Annotated in this window: 12 protein-coding genes; 5 read left to right on the forward strand and 7 right to left on the reverse strand. The window is 73.7% G+C overall.

Annotated features, from left to right (window positions below; all coding sequences use genetic code 11):
* Nucleotides 1–266: 266 nt before the first annotated feature.
* The 4 genes from WMF31_RS41015 (at nucleotide 267) to WMF31_RS41030 (ending at nucleotide 5,801) form a co-directional block, all read left to right on the forward strand.
* Nucleotides 267–2,462: a beta-propeller domain-containing protein gene (locus tag WMF31_RS41015; protein ID WP_436607319.1), complete on the forward strand. Its 2,196-nt coding sequence runs from the start codon at nucleotides 267–269 to the stop codon at nucleotides 2,460–2,462.
* 269 nt (nucleotides 2,463–2,731) lie between these two features.
* Nucleotides 2,732–3,418 (forward strand): hypothetical protein, encoded by a 687-nt coding sequence (locus WMF31_RS41020; protein ID WP_436607320.1) that lies wholly within the window; start codon nucleotides 2,732–2,734, stop codon nucleotides 3,416–3,418.
* 75 nt (nucleotides 3,419–3,493) lie between these two features.
* On the forward strand, nucleotides 3,494–4,840 hold the full coding sequence (locus WMF31_RS41025) for a S1 family peptidase (RefSeq protein ID WP_436607321.1): 1,347 nt from the start codon (nucleotides 3,494–3,496) through the stop codon (nucleotides 4,838–4,840).
* A 31-nt stretch (nucleotides 4,841–4,871) separates the two neighbouring features.
* Nucleotides 4,872–5,801, forward strand: a complete 930-nt coding sequence (locus tag WMF31_RS41030; RefSeq protein ID WP_436607322.1) for a phosphatase PAP2 family protein — start codon at nucleotides 4,872–4,874, stop codon at nucleotides 5,799–5,801.
* A gap of 24 nt (nucleotides 5,802–5,825) precedes the next feature.
* On the opposite strand, the gene WMF31_RS41035 is transcribed toward WMF31_RS41030, so the two are convergent.
* Nucleotides 5,826–7,334, reverse strand: coding sequence for a DegQ family serine endoprotease (locus tag WMF31_RS41035; RefSeq protein WP_436607323.1), 1,509 nt, complete (start codon nucleotides 7,332–7,334; stop codon nucleotides 5,826–5,828).
* A gap of 373 nt (nucleotides 7,335–7,707) precedes the next feature.
* Here WMF31_RS41035 and WMF31_RS41040 point away from each other — a divergent pair, with 373 nt between their 5' ends.
* Nucleotides 7,708–10,314 (forward strand): DUF2169 domain-containing protein, encoded by a 2,607-nt coding sequence (locus tag WMF31_RS41040; RefSeq protein ID WP_436607324.1) that lies wholly within the window; start codon nucleotides 7,708–7,710, stop codon nucleotides 10,312–10,314.
* A gap of 648 nt (nucleotides 10,315–10,962) precedes the next feature.
* Here the strand turns inward: WMF31_RS41040 and WMF31_RS41045 are convergent.
* The 6 genes from WMF31_RS41045 to WMF31_RS41070 all read right to left on the reverse strand — a co-directional run bounded on the left by WMF31_RS41045 (nucleotide 10,963) and on the right by WMF31_RS41070 (nucleotide 17,478).
* Nucleotides 10,963–11,928, reverse strand: coding sequence for a hypothetical protein (locus WMF31_RS41045; RefSeq protein ID WP_436607325.1), 966 nt, complete (start codon nucleotides 11,926–11,928; stop codon nucleotides 10,963–10,965).
* Between the two features lie 308 nt (nucleotides 11,929–12,236).
* Entirely contained in the window at nucleotides 12,237–12,638 is a 402-nt protein-coding gene (locus tag WMF31_RS41050; protein WP_436607326.1) for a DUF4150 domain-containing protein, read from the reverse strand.
* 27 nt (nucleotides 12,639–12,665) lie between these two features.
* Entirely contained in the window at nucleotides 12,666–13,307 is a 642-nt protein-coding gene (locus tag WMF31_RS41055) for a DUF3540 domain-containing protein (RefSeq protein WP_129355896.1), read from the reverse strand.
* A 94-nt stretch (nucleotides 13,308–13,401) separates the two neighbouring features.
* Nucleotides 13,402–13,677: a hypothetical protein gene (locus WMF31_RS41060; protein WP_436607327.1), complete on the reverse strand. Its 276-nt coding sequence runs from the start codon at nucleotides 13,675–13,677 to the stop codon at nucleotides 13,402–13,404.
* A gap of 76 nt (nucleotides 13,678–13,753) precedes the next feature.
* Nucleotides 13,754–14,818 (reverse strand): pentapeptide repeat-containing protein, encoded by a 1,065-nt coding sequence (locus WMF31_RS41065; protein WP_436607328.1) that lies wholly within the window; start codon nucleotides 14,816–14,818, stop codon nucleotides 13,754–13,756.
* Complete coding sequence (locus tag WMF31_RS41070) at nucleotides 14,815–17,478, reverse strand: DUF2169 domain-containing protein (protein WP_436607329.1); 2,664 nt, start codon at nucleotides 17,476–17,478, stop codon at nucleotides 14,815–14,817. Before WMF31_RS41070 ends, WMF31_RS41065 begins: the two co-directional genes overlap by 4 nt.
* Nucleotide 17,479 lies beyond the last annotated feature (1 nt).

Raw genomic sequence — 17,479 nt, forward strand, 5'->3', positions numbered from 1 at the left:
GCGAGCACGGCGGCCCGCCGGCGGGGGGGGCGGTCCCGGCCGCGACTGCGCCTCGCGAGCCAGGAGGAGAACGAGAAGCTCGGACCGACTCCCGCCGGCGTCCCGTCGCGGACCCAGGCCACCCTGCGCCACCGGAGGCCAGGTGTGCCGCTGTGTGTCAGCCAGAGCATGGCTATCTCCTTGAAATCTCAGGCTGAGCAACGAGGTATGTCGCGTGCTTGTGTCCGGCCATCCTTCACAAGACGACGCTGGCACGGAGACTTCTCATGCGCTCACTCCTCGGGACATACACGCTCCTCTCGCTCCTGGCCGTCGGATGCGGCGTTGCGGCCTGCTCGCTCCGGGCGGGCGAGCCCACCCCGGCGCCGGGGCCGACGCCGACCCCGACGGCCCGGGTCATCAGCGCCCTCACGCCCGCGAGGGGCTGCGAGGAGGTCGAGGCGCTGCTGCGCGAGCGGCTGAAGCAGACCATGATCGCGTCGGTCGACAGGATGCGCTCGAACGCCCTGCGCAGCCTCGAGAACGGGTGTGCGCCGCCCGCGCTGGAGGGCGGCCTCGGGGCCGCCGCCGGCGGCGTCGGCGCGGGAGGAGGCGTCGCCCCTGCGCCGGTCGACGAGGCGGCCGGCGGGGGCGGCGAGGCCGCCGCGGCGTACTCGACGACCAACACGCAGGAAGCGGGCGTCGACGAGGCGGACTTCATCAAGAACGACGGCGAGCACATCTATCTCCTCGCCCACGGAGCGCTCCAGATCGTCGACGCGTGGCCGGCCGCGGACGCGCATCGGGTCGCCTCGGTCCCGATCCGGGGGGTGCCCAGGAAGCTCTTCGTCCACGGGGAGCGCGCCCTCGTGTACTCATCGCTCGTCCCGGCGCAGAACGACTTCATCGTCGAGACGAGCGGCGCCGAGTGCGCGTACGGCTACGACTGCGAGCTCACCGGCGACGGCGCGCCGCTCCTCGTCACCGAGCTCGACCTCGGCGATCTCGCGGCGCCGGTCGTCACGCGGACCCTGGAGTTCTCCGGCTCGTTCATCAACGCCCGCCGCGTCGGGGACGTCGTGCACACGGTCGTGTCCTCTCCCGAGCCGGTCCTGGCGAACCTCCGGTCGTGGCCGGAAGGCCTCTCCCTCTGCGCGATGGCCGAGGGGGGGTCGAGCCCGGCCGCCGAGCAGACCGTCAGCGACGCCTTCGACGCGCTCATCGAGGAGAACCTCGCGCTCATCGACGCGGCCTCGTTCGAGGACATGATGCCCACCGTGCGGGATACGCCGTACCGGGACGGCGTGGCGCAGCCGCGCCGCGCTGACCCGTTCGCCGGCTGCGACGGCTATTACCTGTCGAACACCGGCGATGGCCACCGCTTCCTCTCGGTCGTCTCGACCGAGCTCGGCGGCGAGGGGCTCGGCCAGGTCACGATCGTCGGCAAGCCGGGCGTCGTCTACGCCACCTCCACATCGCTCTACGTGGCGAGCCGGCACCAGTACGGGCAGACGTCCGGCTGGTTCTACGACGACGGGGCCAAGACGCCCGACGCGACGACGATCCACGAGTTTGCCCTGAGCGACAGCGCGTCGCCGAGCGCGTACCTGGGGAGCGGCGTCGTGAAGGGGCGCGTGCTCAACCAGCTCGCCCTGAGCGAGCACGACGGCTATCTCCGCGTCGCCACCACCACTGGCCGCCTGCCCGACCCGGACACGCACAACACCGTCGCGTCGCTGAAGCAGGAGGGGGGCGAGCTCGTGGTCAAGGGCATGGTGGACCACCTCGCCAGGGGCGAGGACATCCGGTCCGCGCGCTTCTACGGCGACGTGGGGTTCGTGGTGACGTTCAAGAAGACCGACCCGCTCTTCACGCTCGACCTCTCCGATCCCGGGTCCCCGAGGGTGCGCGGCGAGCTCGAGATCCCGGGGTTCTCGACGTACATGCACATGATCGACGCGGGCCACCTCATGAGCATCGGCTACGACGCCGACGATCAGGGCGATTTCGGTTGGTTCCAGGGCGTCATGCTCCAGATCTTCGACGTGACGGATCTCGACGCGCCGAGGCTCGCGCACAAGGAGGTGATCGGGACGCGCGGCTCCGCGAGCGACGCCGCGACACACCACCTCGCGTTCAACTACTTCGCGCAGCGGGGGCTCCTCGGCATCCCGATGGTCGTCTGCGAGGGCGGGAGCGGCGGCTCGTCCGGCGATACGATGACGTTCAGCGGGCTGCTCGTCTACGAGGTGGATGTCGGCGGCGGCTTCACCTCGGTCGGCGGCGTCCCGCACCCGCTGCCCGACACGAGCTCGAGCCCGGTCAACGCCGGCTGTCGGAGCTGGTGGACCGACGCGCGCTCGTTCGTGAAGCGGAGCGTCTTCATGGAGGATCATGTCTACTCCGTCTCCGAGGACGAGATCCGCGTCGCCCACCTCGGCGACCTCGAGACCCCCGCAGCCATCGTGTCGCTCACCCCGTGAGCGGGTCCGCGGCGTCGGGGCGCCGCAACACCGCGTCGGGCGCAGCCGGCATCTCCACGGCGGCGGCGCCCGAGGCGCGTCCGTCGACTCGCCCCGCGCCGCGGATTGCCTGCGTCGCGCTCCCGCTTCGAGAGACCGCCACCGCGACGAGGATCGCCTGTAACGTGACGCCTGCTAAACAGCGCTGCGCGGACACGACGGTCCGCGCATTGGCATATAGAATGATACAGCGCCGGTGGTGCCGGCGTGATGACGCGGAGGTGGCAGCGATGGGAAGGGTCTTGCTGCGTCTTGGTGCGTTCGCCGCGGTGGGCGTCCTCTCGTTCGTGGGCTGTAGCGTGGACTCGAGCACGGAGCTCGCCGGCGATTCGCAGCTCGAGGACGGGGCGGCGTCGCTGACGATGGATCTCGACGGCAGCGTCGCGCACGCCGTCCGGCTCGACGCGTCGCGGGTCCGCGTGGACATCTACGATCGCGCCGGGACCCCGCAGTTCTCGGCGGATTTTCGCGTCCCTCAGGGGCAGACGCCCACGGTCGAGTGGACGTACCTCCACCCCGCGACGGCGGACGCGCCGGCGCCCGAGGCGACGACCGGATCGATGGAGGTGGAGCTGGAGCAGCTCCCGTCCCTCGAGGGCGCCATCACCGGCGCGGCCGTGATCCAGGCGCAGGTCTCCCGCGTGATCTCGGGGGAAGAGTACGACAACTGGGGGTGCGATCTCCTGCCGGGCCAGTACAACTGGATCGTGAGCTGTGGTACCAAGGGCGCGTGCTGCGACGTTCACGACGCGTGCTTTGCCACGTACGGTTGCACGGCCGGGAGCTGGACGAACCCGGGCAGCGAGCCGTGGCAGTGCTCGGTGCTCTGCAACGCCTCGGCCGTCGCTTGCTTCACGGCGCTGAACCCGGGGCCCAGCGCGTGCTGCTGGCGGGGCAACTGCGGCGAGCCCCGGTGAGGCGGCGGCCAGCCCCGGTGAGGCGGCGGCCAGCCCCGGCGAGGTGACGCAGGCGTCCTGTCCATGACGGCGCGCATGGCACGAGGGCCGCTCGCGGCCGCCCTGCTCCTGCTCGCGGCCCTCTCGTGCGCCCCCGCGGACGGGCCCGCGCCGCCGCCGGAGCTCGCCGGGGCGCGGCAGCAGGTGACGAACGGCACGCCGGCGATCTCCGATGCGGCGGTCGTCGGCGTGGCCCGGGGCGGCGTGGTCGGGTGCACCGGCGTCCTCATCCACCCTCGGGTCGTCCTCACCGCGGCCCACTGCCTCGCTGGCGACCCGCCCGACACGGTGCTCGTGGGCCTGTCCGCCGCGGAGGGGGTCCACGTGGAGGTCGTCCGGGCGTGGTCGTCGCCGGAGTACCGGTCGGGCGTCGCCGATCACGACCTCGGCGCGCTGCTGCTGCGCGAGCCCCTCGACATCGCCCCGGTCCCGGCGCGCGCGCGGCCCCTGTCCGAGGACGACGCCGGCCGGATCGTCCGCATCGTCGGCTTCGGGCGCGAGGACCCGGACGCCCGCGGCGGCGAGGCGCGGCGGATGCAGGGGACGGCCGTGCTCGGCGGGCTGTCGGCGCTCACCTTCTCGCTCTCGCCGTCGCCCTCGGGCGCCTGCGGCGGCGACTCGGGCGGGCCTGTCCTGGGCTCCGCGGCGGCGGAGGGCGAGGAGGTCCTGCTCGGCGTCATCTCGCGCGGGGACGACGCGTGCGCCGAGCGCGCCAGCGCCGTCCGCGTCGACGCGCACCTCGGCGGCTTCATCGAGCCGCTGCTCGCGGTGATCGACGGGACCGCGGGGCCGATCGGCGAGCGCTGCGTGGAGCCGGGCAACTGCGCCTCGGGCCTGTGCGTGGCCCCGGAGGACGCGCCGAGCTTCGCGTACTGCTCGCGGCCGTGCGGGCGCTCGGCCGACTGCCCCGCCGGGATGCGCTGCGACGGCGACGAGGAGGGGCGCCCGCAGTGCCGGTATGCCGGGCCGAGCCCGGGCGCGATCGGCGCCGCCTGCGACCGCCACGATGCGTGTGAGCTCGGCCTGTGCGCGCTGTTCCGCGGCGAGGCGGGCCCGACCTGCAGCGCGCTCTGCTTTCCGGAGGACCGGGAGCCGTGCCCTCACGGGGGCGTCTGCGCGCCTGCCGTCGGGATGCTCGTCCACGGCTGCAAGTTCGAGGCACCCCCGCCGCTCGAGGCGGTGGGCGGCTGCTCGGCCGGGCGGCCTCTGCCGCGCTCCGGCGCCGCGCCTCACGGGTTCGCGCTGCTCGCGGGCGGCGCGCTCCTCCTCGGCCTGCGCGCCGTCGGCCTGCGCGCCGTCGGCCTGCGCGCCGTCGGCCTGCGCGCCCTGCGTCGCGGACGCACCCAGGCGCGCCGCCCGGGCTCCCTCACCATCCGCGGCTGAACAGGCCGAGTGCCATGCTAGAGCCTCCGCGATGCAAGCGCTGGATCTCCCTGCGGAGCAGATCGCTGCGGCGGTCGGCGCGCGGCCGTTCATCCTGCTCGCGCTGATGGTGATCAGCGCGGTGGGGGCGCTCCTCGGGCTCGTCGTGGTCGCGCGCCTCGCGGAGCGCCACGCGCGCGCGCTGTGGGGGCGGGGCGTCCGGGCCTTCGCCGCGCTGGCCGCTCACCCGGCGACGCGGCGGCTCTCGGCCCGGTTCCCGGCCGTCGCGAGGCAGCTCCGCGAGCTCTCCGCCGCCGAGTACCTCGTGATCCACCTCGGCCTCGGGCTCGCGCTCAGCGGCGCGGCGCTCGTGTTCGTCGCGCTCGCGGAGGGCGTGCACGGGGGCGAGCCGATCGTCCACATCGACCTCGCGCTGGCGCGCGCGCTCCACGCCTCGTCCAGCCGCGCCGGCGTGGCCGCGCTCCGCGCCGTCACCCACCTCGGCAGCGGCGCGGTGCTCACGGTCGTCGCGCTCATCGTGGCCGCGGCGCTGCTCTGGCGGCGGCGCCGCGTCCTCGCCGTCGGGTGGCTGATCGCGCTCGCCGGGGGCGGGCTGCTCAACCTCGCGCTGAAGGCCCTGTTCGCCCGGCCGCGGCCCGCGTTCGCCGATCCGCACGCCGTGGCCGAGGGGTGGAGCTTCCCGAGCGGACACGCGATGGGCACGTTCATCACCTTCGGCATGCTCTCGTACCTCGGCGTCCTGTTCGTCCGGACGCTGCGCGCGCGCCTCGCGATCCTCGCGCTCGCGCTCGCCTGGACCGTGGCGATGGGCTTCAGCCGGATGTACCTCGGCGTGCACTACCTGAGCGACGTGCTCGCGGGGTTCGCCGCGGGCACCGTGTGGCTGGCCGCCTGCATCTCGGGGATCGAGGTCGCGCGCCGCAGGCCGAGCGCGGCCGGCGAGCGCCCGCAGCCGACGTGAGCGGCCGTGTGGCCGGCGCGCGGCTCACCGCTCCACGAGCACGAACCGCGTCCGCCCCTCGCGCCACGCCACGAGCAGCACCGGCCGCTTGCCCGCCGCCTCGACCGCCTGCTTGATCTGCTCGGGGCCCGCCACCGGCTTCTCGTTCACCTCCACGATCACGTCTCCGGGCAGGAGCCCCGCCCTGCCGGCGGGGCTGTCCGGGCTCAGCCCCACGACCAGCGCGCCGCGCACCTCGCCCGGGATCTCGAGCCTCCGCCGCGCCTCGTCCGAGAGCGGGGCGATCTCGATCCCGAGCGCGCTCGACGGCGCCGGCCCCGCTGCCGGCGCCTCCCGTTTCGGCTCCGGCAGCTCGTCGAGCGTCGCGGCGAGCTCCAGGCTCTTGCCGTCGCGGAGGACGCGCAGCGTGACCCGGGTGCCCGGCTTCGTCTCGGCGACCCGCATCCTGAGATCGCGGCCGTCGACGAGGTGCTCGCCGTTCATCGCGACGATCACGTCGCCGCGCCGGAGGCCCGCCTTCTCGGCGGCGCTCCCGTCGGCCACGTCGCTGACGACCGCGCCCCGCGTGTCCTTCGGCAGCCCGAGCGCCTCGGCGAGCGGGGGCGAGGCGTCCTGGATCGCGACGCCGAGCGCGCCGCGGATCACGCGGCCGCGCTCGAGGATCTGCTCCATCACCGCGCGGGCGAGCTTCGAGGGCACGGCGAACCCGATCCCCTGGTTGCCCTGCGCGCCGCGCGCGAGGATGGCCGTGTTGATGCCGATGAGCTCCCCGGCCATGTTGATGAGCGCGCCGCCCGAGTTGCCCGGGTTGATGGCCGCGTCGGTCTGGAGGAAGTCCTCGTAATCGACGATCCCCATGTTGCCGCGGCCGACCGCGCTGATGATCCCGAGGGTGACGGTCTGACCGATGCCGAACGGGTTGCCGATGGCGAGCGCGAAGTCCCCGACCCGCGCGGCCTCCGAGTCGCCGAACGCCGCGAACGCGAAGTCGCCCCCGTCGAGCTTCAGGACGGCGACGTCGGTCTTCGCGTCCACGCCGACGACCTTGGCCTTCACCTCGGGCCGGCCTGGCACCGTGACGCGGACCTGGCTGGCGCCCTCGACCACGTGGGCGTTGGTGAGCACGTGCCCCTCGCGCGACACGATCACGCCCGAGCCGAGGCTCTGCTCGCGCTGCACGCGAGGGCCGGACGGCGGCCCGCCGCCCCACTCGGGCCCGAAGAACTCGTGGAAGAACGGGTTGGAGAAGAACGGCACGCGCTCCGGCGAGGGCGGCCGCACGAACCGCACGGACGAGACGTTCACGACCGCGGCGCTCACGCGCTCCACGATCGGCGCGAACCCCTCCTGGAACGAGACCGCCTCGCGGGTCGAGGGCGGCACCTGGAGCGGCCCCGGCGAGGGCGGCGGCGCGCCGGGGCGCGGCGTGGCCTCGGCGACCTGCTCGCGCCGGAGCGGCGACTCGCCCCGGTCGCGGCAGCCGAGCGGGAGGGTGATGAGCGCGGCGAGGGGGAGGGCCCAGCGAGCTTGCATGCCGGCGTCGCATTCATCTCCCGTGCCTCGCGGCGCGCAGGCGGCCTCGGGCGCGCCCACGGATGAGCCGGCCGCCGAGCCACCGCCGCTGTCCCGCCGAGCCACCGCCGCTGTCCCGCCGAGCCACCGCCGCTGGCCTGCCGAACACCGCCGCTGGCCTGCCGAACACCGCCGCTGTCCCGCCGCTGTCCCGCCGAACACCGTCGCTGGCCTGCCGATCATCCGGTGTCCGTCCTCCTGGTGACGGGATGTCGATGATCGACGCCTGCGCGCCGTCGAGACATTCTGCCTCGGGGGCTCGCATCCTGCCTCAGGTCCCCCCGGCCGCATCGTGAGCGGCCCTCCGGGGAGCGCGAGCACGTAGGATGGGCGCATGCGCTCGAGCTGGCCGGTGGACGTTGTCGCCCTGAACCCCGTCGCGTGCGGCTCGGTTCTGTGGCGCACCGGCGGCGTGCTGCGCGTCACGGTCGTCGTGAAGGCGACCTTCTCGCTCGGCGCGGACGGCGAGGCGGCCCTCTCGGCGCCCGAGCCCGTCCAGCGCGAGGACCGTTACGAGGAGGATGATCCTTCGCGCAGCTTGCGATCGGCGAGCGAGACCGCGCCGTACCTCCCGGGCGCGGGCGTCGTGCTCACGGGGCACGCCCACGCGCCGCCGGCCGGGCCGGTGGCGGCCCTGTCGGCGCGGCTCGCGCTCTTCCGGGACGCGCTGCTGCTCGACAAGACGATTCATGTCTTCGGCGACCCCGCGCCCGGCAGCGACGGCCCTGGTCCGTTCCAGCGCATGCCGCTCGTGTACGAGCGCGCGCAGGGCGGGCCCAGCGCTCCGTGGAACCCGGTCGGCATCTCCGGCGCCGGCGCGGGCGCGCGCGCGGACGGGTGGAGTCGACCGCCGGGGTCCGGCGCGATGCGCCCCAACCTCGTCCATCCCGTGAGCCCTCACCGGCCGGCCGGCTTCGGGCCGATCGCGCCGCACTGGCCGTTGCGGAGGCGGCTCTTCGGCGGCCTCGAGGCGCGCGCCGCGGCGCCCCCGGCGCAGCGCGGATCGATCCGCGCGGTGCCCACCGGCGCGGCGGAGGCAGAGGTGCTCGACGTCCCCGAAGGCTTCGACTTTCGCGCCTTCAACCCGGCGCCGTTCGATCAGCAGATCCCCTTTCTGCAGGGCGATGAGTGGATCGTCCTGGATCATCTGAGCGACCGGAGGGCGCGCGTCCAGGTGCGGCTCCCGTCGGCGCGGGCGCGCGTGCGCCGCTACCGCGTCCACGGCGCCGGGGTGGGCGGATTCCAGGAGATCGCGCTCGGCGCCGACCTGCTCGTCCTCGACGCCGATCGGCAGATCGCCTCGCTGGTATGGCGCGGCAGCTTTGCCATCGAGCGCCTGGAGGTCCTGAAGGACATCCGCCTGTTCGCGGGGGTCGAGACGCGGACCATGACCATCGCCTGGCCGCAGCCCGGCGATACGGCTCCTCCGGCCCACGCGCGCGGCGGGCCAGACAGGGCGGCGCTCCCGGACGCCGTCGCGCCGGGCTCCGGCGCGGTGTCGTTCTTCCGGGAGCAGGTGACGCCCCGGAGCCCGGCGCGGGCCACGTCTCTCCCGAGGCGCAACGAGCCGCCTTTCGCGCTGGTGGAGACCGGCCCTCTCCGGAGGGTGGAAACGCCGGTGCTCCCGTTCCGCGATACGCCTGCTGCTCCGCAGGCGCAGCCCGCGCTCGCGGTGCGCGGAGAGACGGGACCGCTGGACCAGAGGATGCCTATCCCCGAGGACCTGCTCGCGCAGGTCGGGGCAGAGCGGGCGCAGTTCCCGCTCGCGGCGCCCGGTACGGGCGCGTCGGGCGGGGAGCCGCCGATTCCGGGCGCGCCGTGGAGTCCCGTGCCCGCGCCGCCGCTGATCCGCCCCGCGGACCCTGGCGGCTTCCAGGAACCGCGCACGCTGGTGGACGGGAAGCGGCGCGAGGGGGGCGCCGTCGTGTCGGTTGACTTGGCGCCGCCGATCGAGGTGGCGACGCCGGTCGAGGTGGCGCCGCCGGTCGAGGTGGCGCCGCCGGTCGAGGTGGCGACGCCGGTCGAGGTGGCGCTGCCGGTCGAGGTGGCGCCGGCCAACGCGGTGCCTCCGGCCGAGGTGGCGCCTCCGGCCGAGGTGGCGCCGCCGGCCGAGGTGGCGCCGCCGGCCGAGGTGGCGCTGCCGGTCGAGGCGGCGCCGGCCAACGCGGTGCCTCCGGCCGAGGTGGCGCCTTTGGCCGAGATGGCGCCTCCGGCCGCGAACCTGCCGCTCGCCGGGATCGAGGCGCGCAAGCGTGCCGAGGCGAAGCTCGCTCGAGGCTGCGATCTCGACGGCGACGATCTGTCGGGCGGTGACCTGTCGGGACTCGACTTCAGCGGGCGCTCGCTCGCGCGATGCTCGCTGCGTGGCGCCAACCTCCGCGGCGCGCGCCTCGCGGGCGCCAGCCTCGTCGAGGCGGCGCTCGAGGAGGCGGACCTCCGCGGCGCGGATCTGTCCCGCGCCGTCCTCGCGAGGGCGCACGCCGACAGGGCCGAGCTCGTCGAGGCCGTGCTCGAGGAGGCGGACCTCCGTGGCGCCTCGCTGCCCGGGGCCAACCTCGAGCGAGCGCGGCTCGCGCGCGCCCGCGGCGATGGTGCAATCCTCTCCGCGGCGAACCTTTCAAGCGCCGATCTGGAGGAAGCGCGGTTCGTGGGCGCTTCCCTCGTCGGCGCCAACCTGCGCGAGGCGAGGGCCGATCGCGCCGATTTCGCTTCTGCGCGGCTCGATCGCGCCGACCTCGGCGGCGCCTCTTTCCGCAAGGCCCGCCTCGCCTCCGCGGTGCTCGCGCACGCGCGGCTCGATATGACCGATCTCCGCGGCGCCGACCTGGAGCGCGCGAACGTGCACGGCGCCGCGCGGCGGAGGGCGAAGATCGCGGGCGCCAACATGAAGGACATCGACGAGACGGCGCCGGTGAGCCCGGAAGATCCCCGGCGCGCGTGAGCGATTGACGATCGGGCTCCGAACACGGCGCTGAGAAGGCCGCCGGCGTCGCGGTCGAGATCCAGACCGGCGATCCGCCGTTCGACCCAGGGCATGGGTTCCGGCGTTGAGAGAGCCCCTCCTTCTTGCGGGAATTCGTCCGCCCGGCTCGCTGCCGCCCGCGCTGGGGTAGCGAGGCACCCGCAGATGCGCGTTGCCGCCCGCGCTGGGGGGCGAGGCACCCGCAGATGCGCGTCGCCGCGGGCATTGGCGCGGCGTGGCGTCCGCAGATGCGCCTCGCCGTCTCGGCTGGCGCGGCGGGGCATCCGCAGATGCGCGTCGCCGCGGGCATTGGCGCGGCGGGGCATCCGCAGATGCGCGTCGCCGCGGGCATTGGCGCGGCGGGGCATCCGCAGATGCGCGTCGCCGCGGGCATTGGCGCGGCGGGGCATCCGCAGATGCGCGTCGCCGCGGGCATTGGCGCGGCGGGGCATCCGCAGATGCGCGTCGCCGCCCGGGCCGGCGCCGAAAGGGATCCGTGGATCGACGGGGTGGGGGACGCCTGTGCGCTCCGGCATCCCGCGAGTCCCGAGCGAGCCACGGAGGGCTCAGACTGGTGCGTGATGAGCGCCCGCAGCACGAGCGGCGGGCGGCGACGGACGACGCGGATCAGGCGGGGTCGATGCTGTCGTCGATCGGCGTTTCCGCCGGCGCGGATGCGGCGCGCGCGGGCTTTTCGGGCGGTGCGGCGGGCGTCGTCGCATTGCGCTCGGGCTGGGCGGCGGGGCGCTCGGGCTGGGCGGCGGGGCGCTCGGGCTGGGCGGCGGGGCGCTCGGGCTGGGCGGCGGGGCGCTCGGGCTGGGCGGCGGGGCGCTCGGGCTGTGCGGCGTCGCGCTCGGCCGGCGCGGCGGTGCGCTCGGCTGCCACGGCGGGGAAGCGCTCGATGGCCGCGGGGTCGTGTCGCGTCAGGTAGCGGCCGAGGTGGTAGATCTCGAGGTAGGCGCTGCGCCAGTGGGTGTACGCCCGCTGCCGGAGATCCCGAGGGGAGCCCTTCGCGGACGTTGCGCCGGCGTCGAGCAGCCCGAGCAGCTCCGTCGCGTCGGCCTCCGCCTCGTCCAGCGTGCTCTGCTTGATGGGAGTCTGGCCCTTCGCCGCGGTCCAGTGCTTGCGGAACAGCGCGACGAGCCGGACCGTGTCCTCGGCGTCGTCGCGGATGCCCTTGCCGCGCAGGATGTCGGCGACGATGGCGCTCGCCTCGTCATTCTTGCGGAAGAGCGGCACGGCCCACGCCGAGAGGAGCTCGTCGTGCTCGCGGACCTTGCGCGCGAGCGCCGCCCGCCGCTCCTTCTGGGTCGAGGTCCACGGCACATCGACCGCGAGATCCGCCGCATAGAACACGAGCGCGCGCGGCTCGAGCGCCTCGAAATCGGCCTTGCGCCTCCTGGCGCGGGCCGGGCCGAGCTCTTCGGAGAGCGACGGCACGAGCGGCGCGAACTCCTGTCGCAGCACGGCGGTGAGCTGGAGCGCGCGCTCGCGCGAGACGCGCGGCTGCACCAGCGACTCCGACGGGAGCTCGAGCAGGGCCGGCTTCGCCTCGGCGAACAGGTCATTCATTCTCTTGGGTTCCGGGTTCATCTTCGCTCCTTGGCTGAGGGCGATGCGTAACCGGAGCAGGTTATCGCGCGGTGATCTCGGACTTCAATGCGCGAGCAAGAAAGGGGCGCCAGGGCAGGCGCGCGCGGCGTGCGGCTGCTTCGCGGTCCCCAGGTGGGCACCGGGACCGCGCCGTCGAGACGGCCCTCGCCCGGCTCGCGGCGCATCCGTGGCGACCCGAGGTTCGCTACGCCGACGGGGGGGCGGCCGGCACGCCGTACCGCTGACCGCGGCGGGGCCGGGCGGGTGACGGCGCGACGCGCACCGTCACCTCGCCCGGCGCAATGCGCTCACGGCGCCAGGACGAGCACGTTGGTGGCGCTGGGTACGATCTTGGCGCCGGGCGCGTTGGTGCTGTTCTGGACCGTGATGCTGGTGAGCCGCGCCAGGGGCATTCCCCCGACGATCACGGTGAACGCGGCGGTCACGGTGCGCGCCGGCCCCATCACCGTCCCCGAGGCGACGCCCATGGCGACCCCGGCGTTGTCGCCGTTCGTGAGCGGGGGCTGCGAGGACATGTTGTGCGCCGGCGCGCACGTGAGCAGCACGTGAGGAACGAACCCCGTGTTGGTCGGATCGAGGCCGACGTTCGGGTAGGGAACGGGAACGGGCGACGGCGACGGCGGGGCCGGCGTGAGGCACACGTCCGGGAACGCCATGCACAGGCCGCCTGCAGAGCTCTTTGCCAGCATCGAAAGCCTCCTTCTGTCTCGCTCGGGTCAACCGATGTGAATCTGCTCGCCGTCGATCTTGGCGAGCACACGCGCGGAGATGACCGCGTTCTCGCCGCGAAGGCCGAGCAGGCTCTCGGCGCGCAGGTCGACGGTTCCTGCGCGCGTCTGGTCGAGCTCCTCCACGAAGCGGAACACCCTCTTCACGCGCTGCGTGAGCCTCGTGAGCCGCGAGTCGACCTCCTGGGCGACCAGGGCGACCCTGGCCACCTCGGCCTGCACGAGCCGGCCGAAGAAGCCGAGCTCCTCGATGGCGACAGACCCCTTCCTGGCGCGCACGTGCACCTCGGCGCCCGTCACGGCCACCTCGCGCGCGCCCACGATGTCGACGCGCTCCGAGGCGCAGACCGCGACCCGCCCGCCCCGCGCCTGCACCTCCAGATCGCCGTCGGTCGCGAGCTTCGTCGGCGCGCCCCCGCGGCCCTCGAGCACGGCCAGCAGATAGACCCCCTCCGGCTCGACGGCGCAGAGCACCTTGTCGCCGGCCTCGGGCGCGACGAGGCAGCTCTTGGCGCGCCTCGCCTCGAAGCTGCCCGAGGCGAGGCGCACCACGACGGCCTCGCCGACCCGCTCGACGCGGCCTGCTTCGAGGTAGGTTTCCGGCCTGGCAAGCTTCTTTGCGGCTGTCACGATGATACCCCTCTCTCCACGTTCCCTGTCCCTCGCCCGCGCTCGACAGGACTTCTCCGCGGTTTCTCCTGTAGTCTACCACCTGCAGGAAGTGTCAGCCGCGATAAGGGGAGCCCGGGGGCGGTCGCCGCTCGAACACATGCTGGCCGTCCACCGCCAGCCGCTCCTTGAGGTAGAGCTCGACGTACCCGCACTGCTGGCAGGCGTAGGCCTCGGTCTTCCCGGCGCAACCCTTCTCGCCAAGGCCAATGACTGCAAGCTGGAACGTGGGCTGCTGCTGCGCCGTGCCAGTTTCCGTGTTCTTTGCGACGTCGGCAACGTACCACAGGACGTTGCACTGACACTTGGGGCAGGTTCCTGATGCTTTCATGATGGCCTCGATGGAGTGCGTTGTTTGTCGAGCGCGCGGTGCAGCGAGGAGCGGCCGGATTGGCGCTTGTCCATTCTCACCCTGCCGCGCCGCGCCTGGGCTGCCAGGCCTCTGCCCTGGCCAGCTCCTCGTCGTCCCCCAGCCAGCCCGCGAGGAGCGCGCCGCGCAGGGCGGCGCCTTCGCGCTTGGCACGGTGGAACTTCGTCCGGTACAGGCCGGCGCCGTCGAACTCGGCGCCCGTCACGTCGGCATGCGAGAAATCTGCCTCTCTCAGCCTCGCGCCGGAGAAGCGCGCGCCGAGGGCGCGCGCGTGGCCGAAATACGCCTCCTCCAGCGCCGCCCCCGACAGGTCGGCCTCGCGCAGCTCCGCCCTCTCGAAGATCGCCTGCCGGAAGTCGCCGTTCGTGAGCTTCGCCCCGTCGAGCCGGCCCTCGCCGAAATAGCACTGCGGCGCGCGGGCAGCCGCGAACGTCGCCCCGCGCAGGTCGGCGCCCATGAAGTTGCACTGCGCGCAGTCGGCGTCCGCGAAGCTCGCGCCGGCGAGATCGCTCTTCATGAACTGCGTGCGAAAGAGCTTCGTGTCGGCAAAGCGCTTCGGCCCGAGCTTGGCCTCGACGAGCGTCGTCAGCGCAAGGTTCGCGCCGGCGAGGTCGGCCGTTCGCAGATCGGCCCGGTACAGGGTCGCCTTCTCGAGGTTGGCGCCGGCGAAGCTCGTCCGGTCGGCGTCGATCTCGATCAGGTCCGCGCGGTCGAGGTTCGCGCCCGCGAACGATGCGCCCCGGAGCGAGGTCCTCACCCAGGTCACGATGGGCGCCTCGACGCCCACGAGCGAGGCTCCCTCGGCGTCGCACTCCACGAAGCTCGCCGCGATGTGCTTGCCGTCATCGCAACGCGCGCCTGCGAGCCTCGAGCGGTGAAAGCTCGCGAGGTGCAGGTCGGCGGAGCTCAGGTCGCACCCGCCGAGGTCGCAGCCGACAAAGATCGATTCCTTGAGGAGCGCGGCGCGCAGGGACCTCGGGAAGCGCACGTCCTCGAACAGCGCGCCCGAGAGATCCACGCCGTCGAGCTCGAGGTGCGACAGGTTCTCGCTGCGCACCGGCTCGCCGTGCCGGACCCGATCGAGGAGCTCGTCCCGGTTCACGCGTCACCTCGCGGCGGGACATCGGCCTTCGGCAGGAAGCGCACGTGTCCGACCTCCGCCCCGGCGAACGTGGTCCGCCCGTCGCCGACGACACGGGAGAGATCGGCGCGGAACAGGTTGGCCCCGGTGAACCTGGCCCCCGCGAGCCGCGCCTTGGAGGCGAGCGCATCCATGAGGTTCGCGCCCTCCAGCGACGCATCAATCAGGCTCGTGCGAATCAGCAGCCCCCCCTTGAGCACGGCGGTCTCGAAGCTCGCCCGCTCCGCGTCGCACTCGGAGAGGTCGGCGCCGGCGAGGTTCGCGCCGTCGAAGCGCGCGCCGGGAAGCGCCGTGCCGCGCAGGTTCGCCTTCTCCATGTCGGCATCACGGAAATCGGCGCCAGGGAACGACGAGCCGTGCACGATGATGCCCTGGCGGAATCGCGCGCCCCGGAACGAAACGGAGGTCCCGGTGCACCCCGCGAACGTGGCTTTCTGGAGTGTCGCGCGCGACAGGTCGGCCCCGTCGAGCGTGCACTCCACGAAGGTCGCGTCCGAGAGGTCCGCGCCGGCGAAGCGCGTCCCGCGCAGATCCGCCTTGATCACCGTGCACTGCGCGAGCACGGCGCCCGAGAGATCGATCCCGCCGAGCTTGGCTTCCATCAAGTCGGTGCCGGTGAGGTTCGCGGCGGGGAGGCGAGCGCCGGCGAGATCCGCGCCGTTCAGCACGGCGTCTCCGAGGTCGGCGCGATCGAGCGCCGCGTCGTGCAGCGCGGCGCCGCCGAGGTTCGCGCCGCGGAGCCGGGCCCCGCGCAAATCCGCGCCGCGCAGGTTTGCCCGGGCGAGCACCGCACCCTCGAGGTTCGCGCCCGACAGGTCGCAGCCCGACAGATCGGCGGACTCGAGGAAGGCGCCCGAGAAATCGACGCCGGACAGGCGCATCCCGGCGAGGTTCACCCCTGTGAAATCGCGGTGTGCGAGCGACTCTCCGGTGTCGAGCGCGAGCTCGACGACGATGCGCGCTCGCGCCAGGGCGCCTGGATCCATCGCCGCGGCCGCAGGCTGATGATGCGCAAAGCGCCGGTACATCTCGCGCATCCCCTCCTCTTGCTGCTCGAGCTCGGCGGAGGTGCGCGGGTCCGCGATCCGCTGCTCCAGCTCCTCCAGCACGATGCCCTCGGCGCGTGCCTCCGCGGCCATCGCACCCAGCCGGGCGAGGTGATCCGCCGCGCGGAACGTGGGCGGGCCGGCGCTCGCCCCGGCCGCCTCGGCCATGACCTCGTCGAGGTCCTTGCCCACCTCCGCATAGAGCCTGCGCGCCTGCTCCTTGCCCTCGGCTTCCAGGGCCTCGAGCTGTCGGACCTCATCGTCCATGCGCGCGAGCTGTTCCTGCACACGCGCCGCGAGGGCCTCGGGATCGTCGGCGGGCGGCGTCGCCGGCTCGGGCGGGAGCGCCGCTGCGCCGTGCTCGTCCGGGTCGAGCCCCTCGGCCTCGAGGCGCGCGCGCGCCGCGGCGAGCATGCGCTCCTGCCCTCGGCGGACGTTCTTCTCGGTGAGGTGCTCGCTCTTGACCCACCGGCCCATGTCGGACCCTCCGAGGTCGGGCACAACGCCCGACCCGCGCGGCGGCATGAGATCGGCGTCCGAGAGATCGGCCGCTGCCTGGTCCTTGTCGAGCCGGCGCCGGAGCGCCTGCTGGTAGTGCTCGAACGACCGCGGGGCCGCGGGCTCCTCGCACGCGCACACGAGGTGCACGATGTCGGCCGCGTCGTCCTCGGCGATCCGCATCGCCCCGTGGAAGGCGACGGCGCCGAGCCCCGCCGAGGGGAACAGCCAGACCAGGTCGCAGCGCAGCGGGAGCTCGACGAAGCGCTCCCCCTCCGGGGTGCGGTGGGTGACGAAGCAGCGCGTGACCAGCCCGGGAAGCCGCCCCTCGATGCGCGGGCTGTCCGGGTGCATGTTCTCGACGAGGAACTCCTCGTCCCCGCGGAAGAAGCCGTCCAGCCACTGGTCCTCCGGCGCGGCGTTGAAGAAGGTCGGCTCCGCGTCCGGTGGCAATCCTGGGAAATGCTCCTCGTGCCAGCGCTCGTCGTAGGTCCCGGCGCGTTTGCGGCGCTGCGCGAAGGTGACGTCCATCGGCAGAAAGCCCGCCGGCTCCGGCCGCTCCGAGGGCGCGCGCATCATGGCCCCGTAGCGCTCGATGTTCGGAAGGGGATGAACGGTGTGCCCGTTCATGGTGATGGGCGCAGCTCCTTTGCCGTGCGGATTGCTGTCGACCCCGGGGCCGCCGAACGCGTGCGCCCAGTCGATGGGCAGCGTCGCGATCGGCTGCGGCGGGGTCGGCACGTCATCGCGCCAGAACCGATCGCCGATGACCGCCAGGCGTTTGTCGAGCGCGCCGACGCGTGCGCGCACGTAGGACGCCGGCAGCGGCGTGCCTCCCGGGGCGAAGAAGCTGCCGGCGACGAGGAGCTCGCCGCGGACCCGGGCGAAGCCCTCGTCGAAGATGCCCCGTTCGCCGAGCGCGGCGGCCGTGGTTCGCCAGAACGTGAGCTCGTCGTGGAGCGCTCGGGGAGCGCCGAGCGGAAACGCAATGATGCCCGCCGCGTGGAAGAAGGGGTGGCGGCCGAGCTCGACGACGCGCGTCAGAACGGGGATCTTGGCGGGCTTGACGACCTTCATG

This window comes from Sorangium sp. So ce1036, assembly GCF_051369805.1.
Taxonomy (GTDB): domain Bacteria; phylum Myxococcota_A; class Polyangia; order Polyangiales; family Polyangiaceae; genus Sorangium; species Sorangium cellulosum_F.